This window comes from Paraburkholderia sp. NPDC080076, assembly GCF_050281145.1.
In the GTDB taxonomy this organism is placed as follows: Bacteria; Pseudomonadota; Gammaproteobacteria; order Burkholderiales; family Burkholderiaceae; genus Paraburkholderia.
Genome location: NZ_JBNNWQ010000013.1, coordinates 77,160 through 96,440, shown reverse-complemented (window position 1 = coordinate 96,440; position 19,281 = coordinate 77,160). Strand labels below are relative to the sequence as shown.

Genomic DNA, 19,281 nt, shown 5'->3' with positions numbered 1-19,281 from the left:
ACGAGCCGGAACGTATTATCACGGCGAAATAATCCAGGATTCAATGAGACAGTGAATGAGTGCGCCGGAAAGTTCGAATTCCAAAGCCCCGCCTAGCCTGTTATCCGATAAGGCTAAAGGCGCTGATGGCAATGGTTCGCGAATTCTTGCGAACCTCGAAGGCCGCGTTGCGCCGCCTACGGAAAAACCACGCCGGTGGAAAGCGCCGCTTCTATTGGTCGCCTTGCTCGTAATCGCAGCCGGCGGCTGGGGTGCCTGGCATATGCAGCAGCGTACGCAGAGCGAGTCGCTGGCAGCGGCCGCGCCGGCCAGCGGAGAGAAGACTGCCGCGGCGGCGGTTGCCGCGAGCGCCGCGCCACAGGTCGTCGCCAAAGCTGAGGCGCCGGCTCCCGCTTCCTCGCAAGCGGCGACGATCGTTGCCGACGATAGCGACAGCAAAGCCGCTGCGGCGCCCGCAAGCGACGGCAGCCGGCTGTCGCGCGCGCTCGCCGACGGCGCGGAGTCGAGCAGCGCACCCGCGCCGGTTGCAGCCGCAACGGCTGCTTCCGCGGCCACGGTGCCGGCGGCGAAGCATGGCAAAAGCGCAACGGCTGTGGCCAGCAAGGACAAGCACGAGAGCGCGGTCCACGGCAAGAAGGAGAGCGCCACGGCCAGCAATCGCCATGCGAGCGCGCCGACCGAGGTCGCTCAGTCGAAGAAGACGCGCGCGAGCGGTAATGCTTCGAAAGATGATTCGGATGCCGATCTATTGGCTGCGCTCGTTGCGCGGACCAAACCCGCGGATGCGAAACCCGCGGCAGGCGGTAACGCGGCGACCAAGGTCAGTGCATCGGCTGCGCCTGGCAATGCCAAGCTGGCCGAGCGCGTGAAAGAGTGCGGGCAGCGCGGCTTCTTCGAAGATCAGTTGTGCCGCTGGCGCGTGTGTGACGGTCATTGGGGCAAGGATCCGGCGTGTCCGGGTTCAGCACAGCAGGCTCATCAGCCGTAGGCGCGCTTCGTCATTCAATCGCCATGCGCGTCATTCGACGCGCATGCGTTCCACCATCCGCCGCAAACTGATTCCGTGAATTATCCATTCGACATGACGATTTGATTTCATCTGGATTACGTCTATGATGAGCCTCCTTCGCGCGGCACAGCGCTATAAAAAAGGAGACATCAGTGAAGCGACTTCTCGTGGCATTGACGTGTGTGGCAAGCGTGGCGACCGTCACGGCGCTCTCGGCGTGTGGTGGTAGCGAGATCAATGCGCAGAACCCGCCGAAGGTGATCATCGACAGCGACTACAACACACTGAGCGACGATGGCCAGCTCGGCGTCATGGCCGCGCAATTGCAGGCGCAAGGCTCATTGAAGGTGCTTGGTATTACGGTGGTCTCCGGCAATCAATGGTTGAAGCAGGGCGTAGCGGATGCGTTGAAATCGGTCGAACGGCTTGGCGTTGAAAATCAGATCGGCGTGTATGCCGGCGCCAATTACGCTCTGTCTCACGACTTCGCCACCATTCAGGGCGAGCAGAAGCAATTCCCCGGCGGCGACGGTTATCTCGGCGCATGGAATACACCCGAGCCGAAATCCGATAGCGATCTCGTTGCGCCGCCCGACGGTTTCGCGACCCACACCAAGGTGCAGAGCAAGAGCGCGGTGGATTTCATCGTCGACTCGGTGAAGCAGTATCCCGGCGAGGTGACGATTCTCGCGATCGGCCCGCTGACCAACATTGCGCTCGCTACGCGTCAACATCCCGAGATCGTGCCGCTAATCAAGCAGATCATTTACATGGGCGGTGCGATCGACGTGCCGGGCAACACCACGCCGACAGCCGAGTTCAATTGGTGGTTCGATCCGGAAGCGGCGAAGGCCGTGTTGCGTCTGCCGATCAAACAGGTGGTGGTTCCGCTCGATGTGACGGACACCGTGAAGATGGACAAGGCGTTGTACGATCGTGTCGCGCACGACCCGACGAAGCAGACCATCATCACGCAATTGTTCAAGACGTTAAATGGTTATGGTTTCGACGGCAAGAATGGCTTCGAGACCAACCCGAACTACACGACGAACATCTGGGACACGTTGACGCTGGCGTATCTGATGCATCCTTCGTTCGCCACGCAGACCGTGGACGAGTGGGTGGACGTGGATATGAGCTTCGGTGCGAATGACGGCAAGGCTACCGGTTATACGAGTTCGCCGCCGGCGGGATTGCAGAAGATGACGGTGGTGAAACGCTTCGACAATCCGAACTTTTTTAACTTCTATGTTGATCTGTTGACGCGGCCGGTGCCGGTCAAGTTACCTAATTGACGCGGTTTTCTACCGCGCTGCCTGCGTGCCCGCAACCCGCCTCAGGCGGGATGCAGGCCGCGCAGCAATTGACGGACACGCGAGAGATCCTGATCGACGTGCTCCGCTTTCTCGAACAGCTCCGCCAGCCAGTCCACGAACGCGCGCACGCGCGGCGACACGCGGCGATTCTTCACGTAGGCCACCGAAACCGGCATCGGCACGGGCTTCCATTGCGGCATGACTTCGCGCAATAGTCCCGAGTCGAGATACGGTTGCGCGGCGATCCGCGCGGGCTGGATCAAGCCGAGACCTTGCAGGCCGCAGGTGAGATAGGCCTGTTCGTCGCTGACCTTGACGAATCCTTTTACCTTGACGTTTTGCGCTTCGCCGTCCACTTCGAAATCGAAGTCCACTTCGCGGCCGTTATGCGGCGACATGCAATTGACGGCCACGTGTCCACGCAAATCGTCGAGGTCCGCGGGCGTGCCGTAGCGGGCCAGGTAGGCCGGACTCGCGCAGGTCACGTGCTCGAGGGTGCCGAGTTGACGCGCGACCAGATTCGAATCCGGCAATTCGCCGAGCTGGATGCTGCAGTCGATGGCTTCGGTGATCAGATCGACGGTGCGGTTGCTGATACCGATGGCGAGATCGAGGTTAGGGTAGCGCGTGTGGAAGTCGTCCAGGGCCGGCAGGATGATGGCGCTGGCCACGGCCCCTGGCATTTCGATACGTAGGCGGCCGGTCAGGTTATCCGTGGCGTGACGGATGCTGGCTTCCATTTCGTCGATGTCGGCGAGGATTTGCGCGCAGCGTTCGTAGTAGGCCGCGCCTTCGGGCGTGACGCTTAGGCGCCGCGTTGTGCGGGCGAGGAGGACGGTGCCTAATAGCGCTTCCAGATTCTGAACGATGGTGGTCGCCGTGGCGCGGGGAATGTTCAATGATTCCGCTGCGCGGGTGAAGCTGTTGGTGTCCACGATTCGGATGAATGTGCGCATTGCAGTTATTCTGTCAATCACGGTTCATGCTCCAGTCGAGGGTTTAGGGTTTTGTCTTGCTATTGCTATTGCTATTGCTGTTGCCTGCGCGGCGGATTGTGGTCTTTTTTTGTGTTGGCCTTTCCTTGAAATCACGGTGGTCTATTAGCGTTGCCCCTGTGCGGGGCGGCACCTACTTTCTTTGCCGCCGCAAAGAAAGTAGGCAAAGAAAGCGGCTTCACACCGCTAATTCTTAAGCGGGTCCCTCGCGCAGTCACGGCAGTGGTGCATCTGGAATCTGTCGTCTCGCACATTCCGCCACAGTGACACGGCAGTCATACTTCCCGCCTCGCGCTCCGCGCTCGCCGGAATGGTCTGGTTAAACAAATGACTTCGTTTGTGCGTGGTGGGGCCTCGCCTCGGCGACACGCCGAAAAAGCCCGGTGGGTTAATGAAGTACCGTGGGGCGCGCGTAGCGCCGCCGGAAGAATGACGGCCTTGTCACCGGGGCTGAATGTGCGAGGGCACAGATTCCAGATGCACCACTGCCGCGACTGCGCGAGGGACCCGCTTAAGAATTAGCGGTGTGAAGCCGCTTTCTTTGCCTACTTTCTTTGCGGCAAGCAAAGAAAGTAGGTGCCGCCCCGCACAGGGGCAACACTAATAGACCACCGTGATTTCAAGGAAAGGCCAACACCCCAAAGCACACAGTCAAAAAAACGACTACAAAAAAACCCACGCCGCAGGCCAAAAAAAACCCACGGCGCAAGCCTAAAAAAACCGACTCACTTCCGCAAGGAATCCAAATCAACCACAAACCGATACTTAACGTCACTCTTCAGCATCCGTTCATAAGCCTCATTAATCCCCTGCATAGGAATCACCTCAATATCAGAAGTAATCCCGTGTTCGCCGCAGAAGTCCAACATCTCCTGCGTCTCAGCAATCCCACCAATCAGCGACCCAGCCAGCCGGCGACGCTTGAAAATCAGATTAAACACTTGCGGCGACGGATGATCATGCTCCGGCGCACCAACCAGCGTCATAGTCCCATCCCGCTTGAGCAGATTCAAAAACGGATTCAAATCATGCTGAGCAGCAACGGTATTCAGAATGAAATCGAAGCTATTCAAATGTGCTTCCATTTCTTCGGCGTTCTTCGAAATCACCACCTCATGCGCACCCAACCGCTTCGCATCTTCGATCTTCGACGGTGACGTAGTGAACAACACAACATGCGCACCCATCGCACGTGCGAGCTTCACCCCCATATGCCCGAGCCCGCCAAGGCCAACAATGCCGACCTTCTTGCCAGGACCGGCACCCCAGGTCCGCAGCGGCGAATACGTCGTGATACCCGCGCACAGCAACGGCGCGACACCAGCAGGATCGAGATTCTCCGGCACACGCAGCGTGAACGCTTCATCCACGACGAGCTGCGTGGAATAGCCACCGTAAGTGATCTGACCGTCAACCCGGTCGACACCGTTATACGTGCCGACAAAACCGTTCTCGCAATACTGTTCGAGATCTTCCTTGCAACTCGCACACGTGCGGCACGAATCGACCAGACAGCCGACGCCGACCACATCGCCCGCCTTGTATTTCGTCACGTTCGGCCCGACCGCGGTCACGCGGCCGACGATTTCATGGCCCGGCACAACCGGAAACACCGTGTTCTTCCATTCGTTGCGTGCCTGATGCAAATCGGAATGGCACACACCGCAAAACAGAACTTCCATCTGCACGTCATGGGCGCGCAGTTCGCGGCGCTGGATTTCGAACGGGGCGAGCGGCGCGGTAGCGTCGGTCGCTGCATAGGCATAAGTCGTGCTCATGGGTAGCTCCAGCAAAGAGGGTGAAGTCGCAAGGCGCCAGCGATAGGCGACGCGAATCGCCGATGTGGCCAACCTCGTTATGAACCGGGATCACGGCGCGGGCGGTGGCTGGCAAATTCGTCAAACTGGAATTGGCAACCGAGCCCGGCGCAGCGCGGAAAAGGATGATCCGGCAGGGTTCCCATGATAGGAGCGAGGAGGGAGCCCGGGAATACCTGAATGTCTTGAAGATTTGCCTAAAACTCCTGGTGAGGAGCGCGATAGGTCGTTTGGTGATAAATTTCAAGCATTATTCTCTCGCACGTCACTATACCGTCATGTCAACCCGTTCCGCTGAACCCGTCTCGGTCGATCCCGCCCAGCAGCGCGTGGTCGAATTATTCGATGCGCTCGCACCCACCCCGGGCCTCACGCGCACGAGTCTCGAAGGCGTCAACCTGATGCGCGCGAATAGTCGCATGCCGCGTATGCCGGTTATGTACGAGCCGAGCATCGTGATCGTCTGCCAGGGCCGCAAGCGCGGCTTTCTTGGCGATCAGGTGTTCCAGTACGACGCGCAGCAGTACCTGGTCCTCTCAGTGCCCTTGCCATTCGAATGCGAGACCGAGGCGAGCCCGGAAAAGCCGTTCCTCGCCATCTCGGTGCGCGTCGATCTGACCATGGTGGCCGAATTGTTGATGGCGCTGAACGAAACGCACGGCGCCGCGCAGCACGAACCCGTCGGCATCTATTCGACGCCGCTCGACCCGGCGCTATGCAATGCGGTGCAACGTCTGATGGACGCGCTGGTGTCGCCGCTCGACGCGCGCATTCTCGCGCCCGGCGTGGTGCGCGAAATCTGCTATCGCGTGCTGACTGGCGAGCAGGGCGACGCGATTCGCGCGGCGCTCACGCATCAGAATCATTTCGGCCGCATTGCCAAAGCGCTGCGGCGAATTCATGCCGATTACCACGGCGTACTGGACGTCGATACGCTCGCGTCCGAAGCGGGCATGAGCCTCGCCGTGTTTCATGCGCAGTTCAAAGCCGTCACGGCCACTTCGCCGATGCAATACGTGAAGACCACGCGCTTGCATCACGCGCGTTTGTTGATGGTGCAGGATGGGTTGAATGCGGGCGCGGCCGCGGCGCGCGTCGGTTATGAAAGCGCGTCGCAATTCAGCCGCGAGTTCAAGCGTCTGTTCGGGCTGAGCCCGGTCGACGAAGTGAAGCGCATGCGCGCCGTCTACGATGCTCCGCCGCCGCGCGTGATCAAGCCGGTGGCGCGTTACGTCACCGCAGTGTGATCGGGCGAGCGGGCCGCGCTACAGGTTACAAGCCGCTAAACCAGTTGTACCCCTGGTCTTCCCAATAGCCGCCGGGATTCGTGTTGGTCACGAAGATCGCCGCGATGTGCTTGGGATTCTTGAAGCCGAGCTTGGTCGGCACGCGCAGCTTCAGCGGGTAGCCGTACTTGGCCGGCAGCGGCTCGTTGCGGAAGTCGAGCGTGAGCTGCGTCTGTGGATGCAAGGCCGTTGCCATATCGAGGCTGGAGTAATAGCGGTCCGCGCATTTGAAGCCGACATAGCGCGCGTTCAGATCGGCGCCGATGCGCTCCAGAAACGTGCGAAACGGCACGCCGCGCCATTGTCCGATCGCGCTCCATCCTTCAATGCAGATGTGGCGCGTGATCTGCGAAGCCTGCGGCAATGCGCGTAGCTGATCGAGATTCCAGCTGCGCTTGTCCGACACGAGCCCCGACACTTCCAGTTGATACGTCGAGCCGTCGATGTCCGGCGCGTCGAACTCCGGATAAAACGCATTGAACGGGAACGGGTCGGTGATTTCGCGCGCCGAATAGGTCGGTGCGAGCTTGTTGCGGTCGAACAGCCACGCCTGCACGCGATCGTTCCAGCGCGACATGGCCCACAGCACCTTGTCGACCGAATCGCCGTCCTGCATGTTGCAGCCCGAGAGCATTGCCAATGCGCCAATGGAGAGCGACGAGCGCAGGAACAGGCGTCTCTGCAGCCGTTCGATTTGCGGCTGATGATCGGCAAGTACGATGCGGGACCGGCGCGCGTCGTCGTTGGATTTCGATGCGCTCATGCCTGGCTCCTTTCATGCGTCGAATGCCGTGCGCGCCCTGTCAGCATCGGCAGCAACGTGCGCGGCACGAGCAGCACCAGCGCCAGATGCACGACCACGAAACCGACTACGCCTGCCATCGCGATGAAATGCACGCGTCGAGCGAAGTCGAAGCCGCCGAATAGCGCGGTGAGCCAGGAGAATTGCACCGGCTTCCAGATGGACAGGCCCGACGCCACCAGCAACACGCCAAGGCATAACACGAGCAGATATAGCGCACGTTGCACCGCGTTATATCTGCCGGTATCGTGCGGAAGCTTGAAGCGTAGCGCGAGGCTCGCATCATGCACCACGTCGCGCGGATGAACCGGCAGCAGCTTGCGCCGGAAATGCCCGCGCCCGACGCCATACGCAAGATACAGCAGCCCATTCGCGCAGAGCAGCCACATCGCCGCGAAATGCCACGCGATCGAGCCGCCCAGCCATCCGCCGACGGTCGCCCACACCGGAAATCTGAACGGGAAAAACGGCGACGCGTTATAGATGGCCCAGCCGCTCATCACCATGCAGACCATCGCGAATGCGTTGATCCAGTGCGTGATTCGCACGACGAGCGGGTGAACGAGCAGGCGCGTTTGCGGTTCGGGCATGGTGCAAGGGTCGCGAGGCGAACAGGAAGTGGAAAGCCGCGCCATTGAAGAACGCGGCTGTTCAAGCAAACAGCAAAGCTGGCAACGCCGTATTACATCGGCGGCGTCACGCCATGCTCGCCTGCGGAGATGAAGTTGGCGGCCATCGAGCCGTCGGCTTCCTTGTGGGCAAACAGCACGACTTTCGCGCCCGGCACCAGCAGCGAACGGTCACCCGGTTCCAGCGCGACGATAGGCACGTCTTGCGGAATCACGATTTTCTTTTCACCGTCCTTGTACTTCACGGTGATCGTGCGGCCGTTGCTGACCACGAGCGAACCCACGGTGCCGTTGGTCATCGAGCTGTTGCCGCCGAGATCCCACGGACGGTGGCCTTCGCCCGAGCCGCGCATGCTGGCCGGGAACACGTGCACTTCGAGCGCCTTCAGCGTGCCGTCCGCTTGCGGAATCGCGGCGGTGCCGACATAGCTGTCCGGCTTGATGTCGTTCACATTGGCGAGCACGACGCCGCGAATCGGCGTGTCCTTGGCGAGCTTCACGTCGACATCCTTGCCGTCGCGCGTGTGGACCTTGAGCAGATCGCCCGACAGCGACGTCACCGTGCCGCGCACGCCGGTAGGCATGGCGTTCTGGGCTTGGGCAGCCGGCCCGGCGGCGAGCAGAGCAGCGGCAACGAGCGCGGGGGCGGCGAAGGCGCGCAACGCGTGCGCGGAAACGATCTTCATGAATCAGCTCCAGGTGGTGACGGATGGGGGCAGATTAGACCCGGGACCGGCTCCGGCGAGTGACAGGCGGATGACAAAAACGTCATGAATGGCGCGCGGCAGCCACGTAAAATGGCCGGCATATCCACGTCCAGCATTTCAGCGTTTCAGCGAGCGCCAGAACGAACTGCTGAGCGGACGTCCGAATCGGAGCACCGAGCACCATGAGCATCCTCGTCATCGAAGACGATCCGAAAACCGGCGACTACCTGAAGAAAGGTTTGCGCGAGAGCGGCTATGCGGTCGATCTGGCGCGCACCGGCACGGACGGCCTGCACATGGCGCTCGAAAATGCTTACGACCTCGTGGTGCTGGACGTGATGCTGCCCGGTATCGACGGTTGGGAAATCATGCGTGCGCTGCGCGCGCGGCGCGATTTGCCGGTGATTTTCCTGACCGCGCGCGATCACGTCAGCGACCGTATTCGCGGCCTCGAACTCGGTGCGGACGATTATCTCGTCAAGCCGTTTTCATTTACGGAGCTGGTGCTGCGTATCCGCACGCTGCTGCGCCGCGGCGTGATCCGCGAAAGCGACGTATTCGAAATCGCCGACCTCAAGCTCGACGTGCTGCGCCGCAAGGTGACGCGCGAAGGCGTGGAGATTCCGCTCACCAACAAGGAATTCATGCTGTTGCATCTGCTGGTGCGCCGCCAGGGCGAAGCGCTGTCGCGCACGCAGATCGCCTCCGAAGTGTGGGACATGAATTTCGACAGCGACACCAACGTGGTCGACGTGGCCATCAAGCGGCTGCGCGCCAAGATCGACCATCCGTTCGAAAAGAAGCTGATTCATACGGTGCGCAGCATCGGCTACACGTTCGGCGACAGCTCATGAAATTCTGGACCGGGCGCTCGCTCACGGCTCGCACCACGGTGCTGTTCGCGGCGATCGCGTGCGTGGTGATCGGCACGCTCGGCGCGTATTTCTATCAGTCCGCGGAAGTGTCGTTGCAACGCCGCGCGGACGTGGTGCTGACCGCCCGCGTCGAGCACTTCAGCCGCATCGTGCGCGATCTCTATTCAGTGAGCGAATTGAAGAGCCGGCCGCTGCTGTTCGAGACCATGCTCGGCGCGGAACAGGACGTGCTGCTGTTTCGCCGTCCGGGCGAGGCGCCGTTCATCGACGTGAACCCGGCGGGCGTGGCGGTGCCCGCGCTGCAAGCCGGTGTTGAGGACCGCTTGCCGACCGTTGCCGACATTCGCCAGACACAGCTGGGCAACGGTGTGCCGGTGCATTGGGCGATCGCCACCGCCAAAGCGCGCGAGGACGGCACCGAAGTCGAAGTGATCGCCGGCCACCCGATGACGGAGGAAGTGCGCATGCTGGCTGCGTACCGCAACCGCATCGTGCTGGCCACGCTGATCGGCATGCTGGCCGCGACGCTGCTCGCCTGGTACGTGCTGCGCCGCGCGTTGCGTCCAGTTCGCGAGATTGCCACGCGCGCCGCGCAGATTAGTCCCGCGAGCCTGTCCGTGCGGCTCGACAGCGAGGCGGCGCCGCTCGAATTGCGCCAGCTCACGCACGCGTTCAACGCCATGCTCGACCGTCTCGCCGACGGTTATCAACGGCTCTCGCAGTTCTCCGCCGATCTGGCGCACGAGATCCGCACACCGGTCGGCGCGTTGATTGGGCAGACGCAAGTGACGCTGGCCCGGACCCGCGAGCCCGACGAATATCAGCAGGTGCTCGAATCGAATCTCGAGGAGCTGAGCCGCCTGAGCCATATCGCGGAAAACATTCTGTTTCTCGCGCACGCGGACCATGCGGCGCTTTCAGTGGAGCGTGAACGGGTCGATCTGCGCGAGGAACTCGTCAGGATCGCAGACTATTTCGAAGGTCTCGCCGACGAACGCGGCATGCGCTTCGTGGTCGAGGCCGCAGGCGTGGCATCGGTCAATCCGATGCTGTGCCGCCGCGCGATCAACAACCTGGTCGTCAATGCCGTGCGTTACGGCGCGAGCGATACGGTGGTGCGTCTGCGTGGCACGCAGGACGAAGCGGGCGCCACCGTGGTGGTCGAAAACGACGGCGCGCCGATTCCCGACGAGCAACTAGGCCGTCTGTTCGATCGTTTTTATCGCGCAGACGCGGCACGCAGCGCGTTCACCGAATCGAGCGGTCTGGGCCTCGCGATCGTCAAGGCGATCATGCATCTGCATGGCGGCACGGCGCGCGTGGTGTGTCCGGCGCCGGGCGTGGTGCGTTTCGAGTTGCGCTTTCCGGGCGCTTAAGTACCGGTTGCAACGGTGGAGGTCTGCGGCTCATGACAGCACACGCAGAGCTTGTTGCCGTCCGGATCGCGAAAGTAAGCGCCGTAGTAGTTCGCGTGATACTGCGGACGCAAACCCGGCGGCCCCTCGCACGTGCCGCCGTGAGCGAGCGCCGCGGCGTGCGCGCGATCGACCGTGGCGCGGTCGGCGGCGAGCAGGGCGATCATCTGACCGTTGCCGGCCGACGCTGGTTGGCCGTCGTAAGGCTTGCCGATCACGAACAGCGGGCGCGGCGCATCCGCCGCCATCCAGCCGGACCAGCATGCGTCGGGATCGCGGAACTTGAGCCGCAGATCGAGCGTATCCATCAGCACGTCGTAAAAGCCGCAGGCACGTTCGAAATCACTGATGCCGATGAAAACGTGGGAAAGCATGGCTGTCGCTCCTCGTGAGTGCTGCCCGTGCCGGCCAGCGCCGTTGTTTCAGACTCAGACCTTCTTCAGATACGCGGCCTTCAACATGAAGTTGCCGGCGTCCATCTTGCAGTCCACCTCATGATCGCCGCCGACAAGGCGAATGCTCTTCACCTTGGTGCCCATTTTCAGCGTGATCGACGAGCCTTTCACTTTCAGGTCCTTGATCAGCACGACGGCATCGCCATCGGCCAGCGGGTTGCCGTTGGCGTCCTTGACCACGGGCTCGTCGGCGTCGTCGGCGGACACGGCGGCGTTCGTCGGCCATTCATGCGCGCAATCGGGGCAGACGTAGTTGTCGCCCTCCGGGTAGGTGTTTTCCATCGCGCACTGCGGGCAGGCGGGAATTGTCGACATGATTTTCTTTCCAGACCGCGGCGGGCCGCGGATAACTTCAGGGTCGGCGAGTATAGCGGACGTGTGGCGGCCGCCGGCGTCCGATGCGCGGGATGCTGCGCCAGCGCAAACTAGCGAGTGCGGAGGCCGGCGCGAGTCACGTGTGGCGACGCTGCACGGGCAGCGGACTATACTTTTCCGATAGCTGGCGGTCCCGCAAGTTTCGTCACGTCTGGCGAAGCTTTGCAAAGCACACCGATTGCTCGAATCTCACAACAGGAGTTCTGTCATGGTCAAACTCGCACTGTACGTTCGTCTCGAAGCCAAGCCCGGCAAGGAAAAAGAGGTCGAAGCGTTTCTGCTCGGCGGCTTGCCGCTCGTCGAGGAAGAGCCGGGCACCGTCGCGTGGTTCGGTTTGAAGCTGGGGCCGTCCACATTCGGCATCTTCGACGCCTTTCCGGATGAAAGCGGCCGTGACGCGCACCTGAACGGCAAGGTGGCGGCCGCGTTGATGGCGAAGGCCGGCGAACTGTTCGCCTCGCCGCCCACTATCGAAAAGATCGATGTGCTGGCGGCCAAATTGCCGGGCTGAACGAGCCGCTGACGGCGCGCCCGGTCGCACGGCCTTCCCGTTTGCTGCCACTGCAACGCGGAATATGGCGGTTATCACGCCGACGCAGCGCCGGCGCCGCGCCGCGATCCGGCGCGTGCGCTTGTCAGCCGCCTGCCGCGTCGGACGCGTTCGCAGCGGGCTGGTTCGCGTAGGTCGCGCGCTTTTCCTCGTACATCAGCAGATCGGCGCGCTGCACGCCTGCTTCGAGCCGGTCGCCGCGCTGGCAGGTGGCCGCGCCCATCGAGAAGCTGAGCGGCGAGCCCGGATAGAACTGATTGTTTAACTCCACCAGTTGCCTGATCGCATCGACCATCGCGGCGCCGCCGCGCTCGTCGGTGTCCGGCATCAGGATCGCGAACTCGTCGCCGCCGATGCGCGCCGCGTGAAACGGCGTCTCAGTCGCCTTGGCCAGCACCTCGCCGGCGCGCCGCAAAAGCGCGTCGCCCGCGGCGTGGCCGAGCTGATCGTTCACGCGTTTCAAACCGTTCAGATCGGCCATGATGATCGTCACGGGCCACGGGCCCTTGCGTTCGAGCCGGTTCAGTTCGTCCACGTAGAAAGAGCGGTTGCGCAGTTTGGTCAGCACGTCGTGCTTGCCGAGGAACTCGAGATAGGCTTCGGCTTTCTTGCGCGCCGTGATGTCCGTGAGCGCCACCAGCACCAGATCCCACGTCTTCTCATGGCCCGGCAGGACGGAGAACTGCAGGTGCACGTGCACCTCGCTGCCGTCGAGCGAATAGTTGAGCACTTCGCGCTGCTGGAACAGCTTGCCGTCCCACAGGTCGACCAGTTGCTCGCGGAAATGCGGACGCATGTCATCACGGAACACGTCGGCGAGACGCGCGAGCAGCGTTTTCTTGTCTTTCGCCGCGAACATGTCGAGCGTGTGCTGGTTCACGTCGAGCACATGGATTTCCTGCATGCAGCGTTCGACGAACTCGGGATGCACGTCCGTGAACACGCGGAAATCGTTGATGCCGGCCGCGCGCGCTTCGTCAAGCAGACGCTTGACCGCGCTGAAATCCTCCACCCAGAGCGACACCGGCGAATACTCGAACAGGCCGCGCACATACTGCTCGGCAAGCGTCACGCGATGCCGCGCGCCTTCCAGTTCCGTAATGTCTTCGACCGACACCAGCACGCGGTCCCAGCGCGCCTCGTGGCCGGGCAGCACGGCGCCCTTGAGCAGCACGTCGAGGCGCCGCCCGCCGAGCGTGTAGTTGACCGTCTGGCTGGTGAACTGCGATTGCCCGGCCCACAACTGGCATAACTCTTCGAGGTGGGTCTTGAGCATGTCGTCGCGGAATACCGAGGCGAGATTGCCGGTGAGCGCCTCGAAATCGGCGGCCTCGAATTGCGTCAGCGTCTTCTGATTCACCTTGATGACGCGGATGCTGTGCGCGCATTGCGCGACGCAGCCCGGATTGGCGGCGAAATGCGCGCGCAGATCGGTCACGCCGTCTGCCCGCCATGCGTCGAACAAGCTGCGCACGCCGCTGAAGTCTTCGAGCCAGAGCGAGACGGGCGCGAGTTCGAACATCTCGGAATCGTCGTTGGCGGGCGCAGGGCCGCGCGGGAGGATGTCCAGCATGAGGTTCTCAGGATCGGAAGTGCCGCCATTTTAAGACGGGTTGGGCTGTGGCTGAAAAGAAAGACCCGTTACGCATCATTTTTGCGTCAGGGCGTCTAACAAGATAACGGCGGGCTTCCGATCGACTTGAGGTGCGCCGGGGTGCGCCCGGCGGGGCATCCAGTTCTCGGGACGCTTGCCGGCAAGCGTCCTGGAGCCTTGTTACACTGGCCTGAAACTTGTCCGGTCCATCCACGTTGCCAAGAAAAAGCGCCGCCATGAAGCCATCCCTGCTAGTTCTGATCCACCTCAACGATACAAGCCGCGCCAAGATCGAGGCGGCGTTCGAAGTGGTCTACGCGCCCGATGCCGCCGAACGAGCCGCCGCGCTCGACGCGCACGGCAAGACGATTCGCGCCGTGCTGACCAACGGCACGACCGGGCTCGCCGCCGCGGACATCGACCGCATGCCGCAGCTCGAACTGCTTAGCGCGCTGGGCGCGGGCTATGAAAACCTCGCCGTCGACCACGCCCGCTCGCGCGGTATCGTGCTCGTCAACGGCGCGGGCACCAACGATCATTGCGTGGCCGATCATGCATTCGCCTTGCTGCTCGCGGTGGTGCGCGACGTGCCGCAACTCGATCAGGCCACGCGCGCGGGCGTCTGGCGCGACACCTTGCCGATGCGCCCGAACGTCTCCGGCAAGCGCCTCGGCATTGTCGGGCTCGGCAATATCGGCGAGAAGGTCGCGCGCCGCGGCGCGGGCTTCGAGATGGAAATCGGCTATCACAACCGTAAGCCGCGTGAAGGCTCCCCACATCAGTACTTCGACAGCGTGGAAGGGCTCGCGCGCTGGAGCGACTTTTTGATCGTCGCGACGCCGGGCGGTGCGGGCACGCGTCATCTGATCGACGAGGCGGTGTTCGAGGCGCTCGGCCCGCACGGCTTCGTGGTCAACGTCTCGCGCGGCAGCGTGCTCGACACGGCGGCGCTCGCTCACGCGCTTACAGCCGGCACGATTGCCGGCGCCGCGCTCGACGTCTACGAGGGCGAGCCGAATCCACCGGGGGCTTTGCTGGCACTGCGCAACGTGGTGTTGACGCCGCACGTGGGCGGCCGCTCGCCGGAAGCGATCACCGCCTCGGTCGACAACTTTCTGAGCAACGCCCGGCGGCATTTTGCGGGCGAGCCGGTATTGACGCCAATCTGACGTCGCAAGCGCGTTCCGCGGCTACTTCTCTTCGTTGCCGCCCGGCCGGTTGCCGATGTACTCGTACTCTTCGGTATTGACCCGTGAAACGCGCAGCTCGACCACGCTGCGGTGATACGAGTAGGCGATACGCCGGATCTCCAGCAACGGCGCGCCGACCTCGACGCCGAGTTGCGCGCTCTCCAGTTCGCTCGCGAGACCCACGCTCACGCGTTCATCGGTTTCGACCACGTTGATGCCGAAGCCGTCCTGATAGAAGTTGTACAGCGTGTTCGGTCGGTTGCGCAGTTTCGTTTCGGTGAGGCCCGGAAAATGGGCCTCCGGCACGGTGATATGTTCGATCAGCACCGTTTTGCCATGCAGCGCCAGGCCGTTGACGAACTGGAACACGCGCGCGCCGGTTTCCACGCCGAGGGCGGCCGCCACGTCGCGCGAGGCGCGGGCCTTTTTGAAATCGACCAGCGTGACGACGGGATAGGCCTTGTCGCCGTCGCGCCGCACGATCCTGAAGAAACGGAAAAAATGCCGGTCGCGCTGATGCATGGACACAAACGTGCCCAGGCCCTGGTGACGGATCAGGATGTTCTCGGCGCACAGTTCGTCGATCGCTTTGCGCAGCGTGCCGATGGACACGCCGAAGCGCTCGGCGAGCCGCTTCTCCGAAGGAATGCATTCGCCGCCTTTCCATTCGCCTGCCGAGAGCGCGGCGAGAATCGCGCTCTTGACCTCTTTGTAGCGCGTGCCGCCCAGTGCGGGCGGATTGATGGCGAGCGTGCTCATGACAACCTCTGAAATACGCGAGTCGCGCGACGCCGCTCGCGAAGGTTAAACCTGCCTGGATTTTAAACGACAAACTCATCTAGTCCATCTAGATGACATGGATTATCTCGACACTACTGGAAAACACTCATCTAACACATATAGATGACCTAGTTGACATCCATCGATGCGGCGCCTACTATCGAATCACAGCAGCGCATCTGGCTGCGCTTTCCCCGGCGGCACGACACCGCATTCAATACACGAACGGAGACGCTAATGAGCAATCCCACGGCAGACATTAAGGGCACCGCGGCAGCGGGCGCATCGCCCGAACGCAAGACGATTCACATCGTGTTGCACGAGGCGAAGGACACAGTCGGTGTGGCGGTCGTCGAGGGCATCAAGGCGGGCACGCAACTCAACGCATGGATCATGGACGACGACGAGATCGTGACTTTCCCTGCCAAGCAGGACATTCCCATCGGTCACAAGGTGGCGCTCAAGGACATGGCGGTGGGTGACACGGTGTTCAAGTACGGCGTCGATATCGGCAAGGTGGTCGCGCCGATCAGCGCCGGCGAACACGCCCACGTGCACAACATCAAGACGAAGCGCTGGTAAGTCGCGCCGGACAGACTGCCGCAATTGAATCGCCCCCACACCTGAACGAGAGATACACCATGAGCGTGATTGACCTGGATACGACTTTCCGCGGCTATCGTCGCGACAATGGCCGCGTTGGCGTACGCAACCACGTGATCATCCTGCCGGTCGACGATCTGTCGAACGCCGCGGCGCAAGCCGTGGAGAACAACATCAAGGGCACCATGGCGCTGCCGCATCCGTACGGGCGGCTGCAGTTCGGCGCCGACCTCGATCTGCACTTTCGCACGCTGATCGGCGCGGGCAGCAATCCGAATGTCGCGGCGGTGGTCGTGATCGGCATCGAGGAAGGCTGGACCAAGCGCGTGGTGGACGGCATTGCGAAAACCGGCAAGCCGGTGATGGGCTTCGGCATCGAACTGCACGGCGACCACGACACCATCATGCGCGCCTCGAAGGCGGCCAAGGAAATGGTGCAGTACGCCACGTCGCTCGATCGCGAGGAATGTCCGATTTCGGACCTATGGGTCTCCACCAAATGCGGCGAGTCGGATACGACCTCGGGCTGCGGCGCCAATCCGACTGTCGGCAATGCTTTCGACAAGCTGTACGGACTCGGCACCACGCTCGTGTTCGGCGAGACCTCGGAGTTGACCGGCGGCGAGCAGATCGTCGCTGCACGCTGCGCCAACGACGGCGTGCGCGAGCGCTTCCAGTTCATGTTCGACCGCTATCAGGACATGATCAACCGCTGGAAGACCGACGATCTTTCCGAGTCGCAACCCACCAAGGGCAACATCGCGGGCGGCCTCACGACCATCGAGGAAAAGGCGCTCGGCAATATTCAGAAAATCGGCAAGAAGTGCATGGTGGACGGCGTGCTCGACAAAGCCGAGGAACCGACGCACGCGGGCCTGTGGTTCATGGACTCGTCTTCGGCGGCGGCAGAGATGGTGACCTTGTGTGCGGCGTCCGGCTTCGCGGTGCATTTCTTCCCGACGGGGCAGGGCAACGTGATCGGCAACCCGATCGTGCCGGTCATCAAGATCTGCGCGAACCCGCGTACGGTTCGCACCATGGGCGAGCATATCGACGTCGACGTAACCGGCATCCTGCAGCGCGAACAAAACCTCGATCAGAGCGGCGATAAACTGCTCGAATGCATGATGGCCACGATCAACGGCCGCTTTACCGCGGCGGAAGCGCTCGGTCATCGCGAGTTCGTGCTGACCCGGCTGTTCGAAAGCGCCTGAGTCTGGCGGCCGGGCAAGCGCGGTTGCCTCGCGCTTGCCTGGTAGTATCGCAGTGGACCCCCAATTCCCGGCGCGCGCCGGCACGGAGAACGGCCACGACGCCGCCCGTTGCCGGCAAGCCATGCCGCTACGGCGCCGGTTCGACACCTGGCGGCAGCGAGTGGAGGAGACACCATCTTGCGCGTGCTCAAACATCTCTACGTGCAGGTCCTGATCGGACTTGCGGCCGGAATTCTCGTCGGTTACTTCGCGCCCGCGTTCGGCGTCGAAATGAAGCCGCTCGGCGATACCTTCATCCGCCTCATCAAGATGCTGATCACGCTGGTGATCTTCTGCACCGTGTCAGTCGGCATTGCGCGGATGGAAAGCCTCAAGCAGGTCGGCCGCGTCGGCTTCAAAACATTGCTCTACTTCGAGGTGGTGACCACCATCGCGCTCGTGATCGGGCTGGTCGTGGCAAACGTGCTGCATCCCGGCGCGGGGCTGAACATCGATCCCGCCACGCTCGACGCGCACGCCGTGACGCACTACGTGGCGGACGCGCATTCGGCGTCCTCGAGCTTCTTCGATATGATCGTGCCGAATTCGGTGGTCGGCGCGTTCGCGCGTGGCGATCTGCTGCAGGTGCTGCTGTTCTCGGTGCTGTTCGGCATCGCGCTGTCGATCATGTCGCAGCGCAGCCGGTTGCTCATGCGCGGCATCGAACAGTTCGGCGATACGCTCATGCGCATCGTCGAGATGATCATGCGGCTCGCGCCGCTTGGCGCATTCGGCGCGATTGCCTTCACGGTCGGCAAATACGGCATCGGCACCTTGCAGCAACTCGGTCTGCTGATTCTCTGCTTCTACATCACCAGTATCCTGTTCATCGTCGTCGTGCTCGGTGCGGCGGCGCGCTGGGCAGGCGTCGGACTCTGGCCGCTGTTGCGCTACTTCCGCGAGGAACTGCTGATCGTGCTGGGCACGTCCACCACGGAATCCGTGCTGCCGCGCCTGATGGAGAAGCTTGAACGCATGGGCTGCCCGCGGGCGATCGTCGGCCTCGTGCTGCCCACGGGCTATTCGTTCAACCTCGACGGCGCCGCGATCTATCTGACCATGACCTCGCTGTTCATCGCGCAGGCCACCAACACGCATCTCTCGCTGATGCAGCAACTGGGTTTGCTGGCGATTCTGATGCTGACGTCGAAGGGCGGCGCGGGTGTGGCGGGCGCTGCGCTGGTCGCATTGACGGCGACACTGTCGACGCACAACATCATTCCCGTGGCGGGCATCACGCTGATTCTCGGCGTCGATCGCGTGCTCAACGAAATCCGTGCGCTGACCAATATGATCGGCAACGTGGTGGCGACGCTGGTGGTTGCGCGCTGGGAAGGGGCTTTCGATGCGCGCGCGGCGCGGGAATTCCTCGCGGCTCCGCGCGAAGTCCGGGATCAGGTGCAGCCGCAGTCGCAGTCGAAACCGCAGGCACAGGGGCCGTCGACTCAACCCGGCCTCGAGGAGAGACGCCCGGCCGCCGGCACGACGCTGCTGGAAAAGGGCGGCTAAGTAGGACAATCACGACGGCGATCCGAATGAGGATCGTCATGGGCAATGCCGCAATCGATGCATTGCGGCATTGCTTCGTGTGCGCTTCGATCGCATGCTCGTCGCGCAGTGCGTGGCTGGG

General features: G+C 62.4%; 19 protein-coding genes. 10 read left to right on the top strand and 9 right to left on the bottom strand.

Features of this window, described 5'->3' with window-relative positions; translation table 11 throughout:
* Positions 1-55: 55 nt before the first annotated feature.
* Positions 56-988: a hypothetical protein gene (locus tag ACQKRQ_RS36235; protein WP_427482426.1), complete on the top strand. Its 933-nt coding sequence runs from the start codon at positions 56-58 to the stop codon at positions 986-988.
* Positions 989-1,161: 173 nt separating this feature from the next.
* Positions 1,162-2,304 carry a nucleoside hydrolase gene (locus ACQKRQ_RS36230; protein ID WP_427482425.1) on the top strand — a complete coding sequence of 381 codons (1,143 nt, stop codon included), beginning with the start codon at positions 1,162-1,164 and terminating at the stop codon, positions 2,302-2,304.
* A gap of 41 nt (positions 2,305-2,345) precedes the next feature.
* On the opposite strand, the gene ACQKRQ_RS36225 is transcribed toward ACQKRQ_RS36230, so the two are convergent.
* Both ACQKRQ_RS36225 and ACQKRQ_RS36220 read right to left on the bottom strand, forming a co-directional pair.
* On the bottom strand, positions 2,346-3,302 hold the full coding sequence (locus tag ACQKRQ_RS36225; RefSeq protein WP_408178379.1) for a LysR family transcriptional regulator: 957 nt from the start codon (positions 3,300-3,302) through the stop codon (positions 2,346-2,348).
* Between the two features lie 743 nt (positions 3,303-4,045).
* Positions 4,046-5,098, bottom strand: coding sequence for an NAD(P)-dependent alcohol dehydrogenase (locus tag ACQKRQ_RS36220; protein ID WP_132382952.1), 1,053 nt, complete (start codon positions 5,096-5,098; stop codon positions 4,046-4,048).
* A 317-nt stretch (positions 5,099-5,415) separates the two neighbouring features.
* Here ACQKRQ_RS36220 and ACQKRQ_RS36215 point away from each other — a divergent pair, with 317 nt between their 5' ends.
* The gene (locus tag ACQKRQ_RS36215) at positions 5,416-6,384 is read left to right on the top strand and encodes an AraC family transcriptional regulator (RefSeq protein WP_427482423.1); all 969 of its coding nucleotides are present in this window, start codon (positions 5,416-5,418) and stop codon (positions 6,382-6,384) included.
* A 25-nt stretch (positions 6,385-6,409) separates the two neighbouring features.
* Here ACQKRQ_RS36215 and ACQKRQ_RS36210 read toward each other — a convergent pair whose 3' ends face one another.
* The 3 genes from ACQKRQ_RS36210 to ACQKRQ_RS36200 form a co-directional block, all read right to left on the bottom strand.
* Positions 6,410-7,186 (bottom strand): molybdopterin-dependent oxidoreductase, encoded by a 777-nt coding sequence (locus tag ACQKRQ_RS36210; protein WP_408178377.1) that lies wholly within the window; start codon positions 7,184-7,186, stop codon positions 6,410-6,412.
* Positions 7,183-7,815, bottom strand: a complete 633-nt coding sequence (locus ACQKRQ_RS36205; RefSeq protein WP_132382957.1) for a cytochrome b/b6 domain-containing protein — start codon at positions 7,813-7,815, stop codon at positions 7,183-7,185. The genes ACQKRQ_RS36210 and ACQKRQ_RS36205 overlap by 4 nt, the downstream gene beginning before the upstream one ends.
* A 92-nt stretch (positions 7,816-7,907) precedes the next feature.
* Positions 7,908-8,540 carry a hypothetical protein gene (locus tag ACQKRQ_RS36200; protein WP_132382959.1) on the bottom strand — a complete coding sequence of 211 codons (633 nt, stop codon included), beginning with the start codon at positions 8,538-8,540 and terminating at the stop codon, positions 7,908-7,910.
* Between the two features lie 203 nt (positions 8,541-8,743).
* On the opposite strand from ACQKRQ_RS36200, the gene ACQKRQ_RS36195 reads away from it, so the two are divergent.
* Positions 8,744-9,415 (top strand): heavy metal response regulator transcription factor, encoded by a 672-nt coding sequence (locus ACQKRQ_RS36195; RefSeq protein WP_408178375.1) that lies wholly within the window; start codon positions 8,744-8,746, stop codon positions 9,413-9,415.
* Complete coding sequence (locus ACQKRQ_RS36190) at positions 9,412-10,812, top strand: heavy metal sensor histidine kinase (protein ID WP_427482421.1); 1,401 nt, start codon at positions 9,412-9,414, stop codon at positions 10,810-10,812. The genes ACQKRQ_RS36195 and ACQKRQ_RS36190 overlap by 4 nt, the downstream gene beginning before the upstream one ends.
* Here the strand turns inward: ACQKRQ_RS36190 and ACQKRQ_RS36185 are convergent.
* The gene (locus tag ACQKRQ_RS36185; RefSeq protein WP_132382964.1) at positions 10,809-11,225 is read right to left on the bottom strand and encodes a VOC family protein; all 417 of its coding nucleotides are present in this window, start codon (positions 11,223-11,225) and stop codon (positions 10,809-10,811) included. The genes ACQKRQ_RS36190 and ACQKRQ_RS36185 overlap by 4 nt on opposite strands.
* 54 nt (positions 11,226-11,279) lie before the next feature.
* Positions 11,280-11,621 carry a zinc ribbon domain-containing protein YjdM gene (locus ACQKRQ_RS36180; protein ID WP_427482418.1) on the bottom strand — a complete coding sequence of 114 codons (342 nt, stop codon included), beginning with the start codon at positions 11,619-11,621 and terminating at the stop codon, positions 11,280-11,282.
* A 268-nt stretch (positions 11,622-11,889) separates the two neighbouring features.
* On the opposite strand from ACQKRQ_RS36180, the gene ACQKRQ_RS36175 reads away from it, so the two are divergent.
* Positions 11,890-12,192 carry a putative quinol monooxygenase gene (locus ACQKRQ_RS36175; RefSeq protein WP_427482416.1) on the top strand — a complete coding sequence of 101 codons (303 nt, stop codon included), beginning with the start codon at positions 11,890-11,892 and terminating at the stop codon, positions 12,190-12,192.
* Between the two features lie 124 nt (positions 12,193-12,316).
* Here ACQKRQ_RS36175 and ACQKRQ_RS36170 read toward each other — a convergent pair whose 3' ends face one another.
* Positions 12,317-13,804 (bottom strand): sensor domain-containing diguanylate cyclase, encoded by a 1,488-nt coding sequence (locus tag ACQKRQ_RS36170; protein ID WP_408178371.1) that lies wholly within the window; start codon positions 13,802-13,804, stop codon positions 12,317-12,319.
* Positions 13,805-14,061: 257 nt separating this feature from the next.
* Here ACQKRQ_RS36170 and ACQKRQ_RS36165 point away from each other — a divergent pair, with 257 nt between their 5' ends.
* Positions 14,062-14,994 carry a 2-hydroxyacid dehydrogenase gene (locus ACQKRQ_RS36165; protein WP_427482414.1) on the top strand — a complete coding sequence of 311 codons (933 nt, stop codon included), beginning with the start codon at positions 14,062-14,064 and terminating at the stop codon, positions 14,992-14,994.
* Positions 14,995-15,015: 21 nt separating this feature from the next.
* Here ACQKRQ_RS36165 and ACQKRQ_RS36160 read toward each other — a convergent pair whose 3' ends face one another.
* Positions 15,016-15,774 carry a GntR family transcriptional regulator gene (locus tag ACQKRQ_RS36160; RefSeq protein ID WP_132382974.1) on the bottom strand — a complete coding sequence of 253 codons (759 nt, stop codon included), beginning with the start codon at positions 15,772-15,774 and terminating at the stop codon, positions 15,016-15,018.
* Between the two features lie 258 nt (positions 15,775-16,032).
* Between ACQKRQ_RS36160 and ACQKRQ_RS36155 the strand changes: the two genes are divergently transcribed.
* The 3 genes from ACQKRQ_RS36155 (at position 16,033) to dctA (ending at position 19,160) form a co-directional block, all read left to right on the top strand.
* A complete protein-coding gene (locus ACQKRQ_RS36155) occupies positions 16,033-16,377 on the top strand; it encodes a UxaA family hydrolase (protein ID WP_240975458.1) in 345 nt (114 codons plus the stop codon).
* 59 nt (positions 16,378-16,436) lie between these two features.
* The gene (locus ACQKRQ_RS36150; RefSeq protein ID WP_427482412.1) at positions 16,437-17,612 is read left to right on the top strand and encodes a UxaA family hydrolase; all 1,176 of its coding nucleotides are present in this window, start codon (positions 16,437-16,439) and stop codon (positions 17,610-17,612) included.
* Between the two features lie 177 nt (positions 17,613-17,789).
* Positions 17,790-19,160: a C4-dicarboxylate transporter DctA gene (gene dctA, locus ACQKRQ_RS36145; protein ID WP_132382978.1), complete on the top strand. Its 1,371-nt coding sequence runs from the start codon at positions 17,790-17,792 to the stop codon at positions 19,158-19,160.
* The last annotated feature ends 121 nt before the right edge of the window (positions 19,161-19,281 follow it).

What these genes read in the sequence shown, in the direction of transcription:
- ACQKRQ_RS36175 (WP_427482416.1), top strand. Translation starts at nt 11,890, where the DNA reads ATGGTCAAACTCGCACTGTACGTTCGTCTCGAAGCCAAGCCCGGCAAG.
- ACQKRQ_RS36180 (WP_427482418.1), bottom strand. Translation starts at nt 11,621, where the DNA reads ATGTCGACAATTCCCGCCTGCCCGCAGTGCGCGATGGAAAACACCTAC.
- ACQKRQ_RS36205 (WP_132382957.1), bottom strand. Translation starts at nt 7,815, where the DNA reads ATGCCCGAACCGCAAACGCGCCTGCTCGTTCACCCGCTCGTCGTGCGA.
- ACQKRQ_RS36195 (WP_408178375.1), top strand. Translation starts at nt 8,744, where the DNA reads ATGAGCATCCTCGTCATCGAAGACGATCCGAAAACCGGCGACTACCTG.
- ACQKRQ_RS36155 (WP_240975458.1), top strand. Translation starts at nt 16,033, where the DNA reads ATGAGCAATCCCACGGCAGACATTAAGGGCACCGCGGCAGCGGGCGCA.
- ACQKRQ_RS36210 (WP_408178377.1), bottom strand. Translation starts at nt 7,186, where the DNA reads ATGAGCGCATCGAAATCCAACGACGACGCGCGCCGGTCCCGCATCGTA.
- ACQKRQ_RS36235 (WP_427482426.1), top strand. Translation starts at nt 56, where the DNA reads ATGAGTGCGCCGGAAAGTTCGAATTCCAAAGCCCCGCCTAGCCTGTTA.
- ACQKRQ_RS36160 (WP_132382974.1), bottom strand. Translation starts at nt 15,774, where the DNA reads ATGAGCACGCTCGCCATCAATCCGCCCGCACTGGGCGGCACGCGCTAC.
- ACQKRQ_RS36190 (WP_427482421.1), top strand. Translation starts at nt 9,412, where the DNA reads ATGAAATTCTGGACCGGGCGCTCGCTCACGGCTCGCACCACGGTGCTG.
- ACQKRQ_RS36220 (WP_132382952.1), bottom strand. Translation starts at nt 5,098, where the DNA reads ATGAGCACGACTTATGCCTATGCAGCGACCGACGCTACCGCGCCGCTC.
- ACQKRQ_RS36200 (WP_132382959.1), bottom strand. Translation starts at nt 8,540, where the DNA reads ATGAAGATCGTTTCCGCGCACGCGTTGCGCGCCTTCGCCGCCCCCGCG.
- ACQKRQ_RS36170 (WP_408178371.1), bottom strand. Translation starts at nt 13,804, where the DNA reads ATGCTGGACATCCTCCCGCGCGGCCCTGCGCCCGCCAACGACGATTCC.
- ACQKRQ_RS36185 (WP_132382964.1), bottom strand. Translation starts at nt 11,225, where the DNA reads ATGCTTTCCCACGTTTTCATCGGCATCAGTGATTTCGAACGTGCCTGC.
- ACQKRQ_RS36150 (WP_427482412.1), top strand. Translation starts at nt 16,437, where the DNA reads ATGAGCGTGATTGACCTGGATACGACTTTCCGCGGCTATCGTCGCGAC.
- ACQKRQ_RS36165 (WP_427482414.1), top strand. Translation starts at nt 14,062, where the DNA reads ATGAAGCCATCCCTGCTAGTTCTGATCCACCTCAACGATACAAGCCGC.
- ACQKRQ_RS36215 (WP_427482423.1), top strand. Translation starts at nt 5,416, where the DNA reads ATGTCAACCCGTTCCGCTGAACCCGTCTCGGTCGATCCCGCCCAGCAG.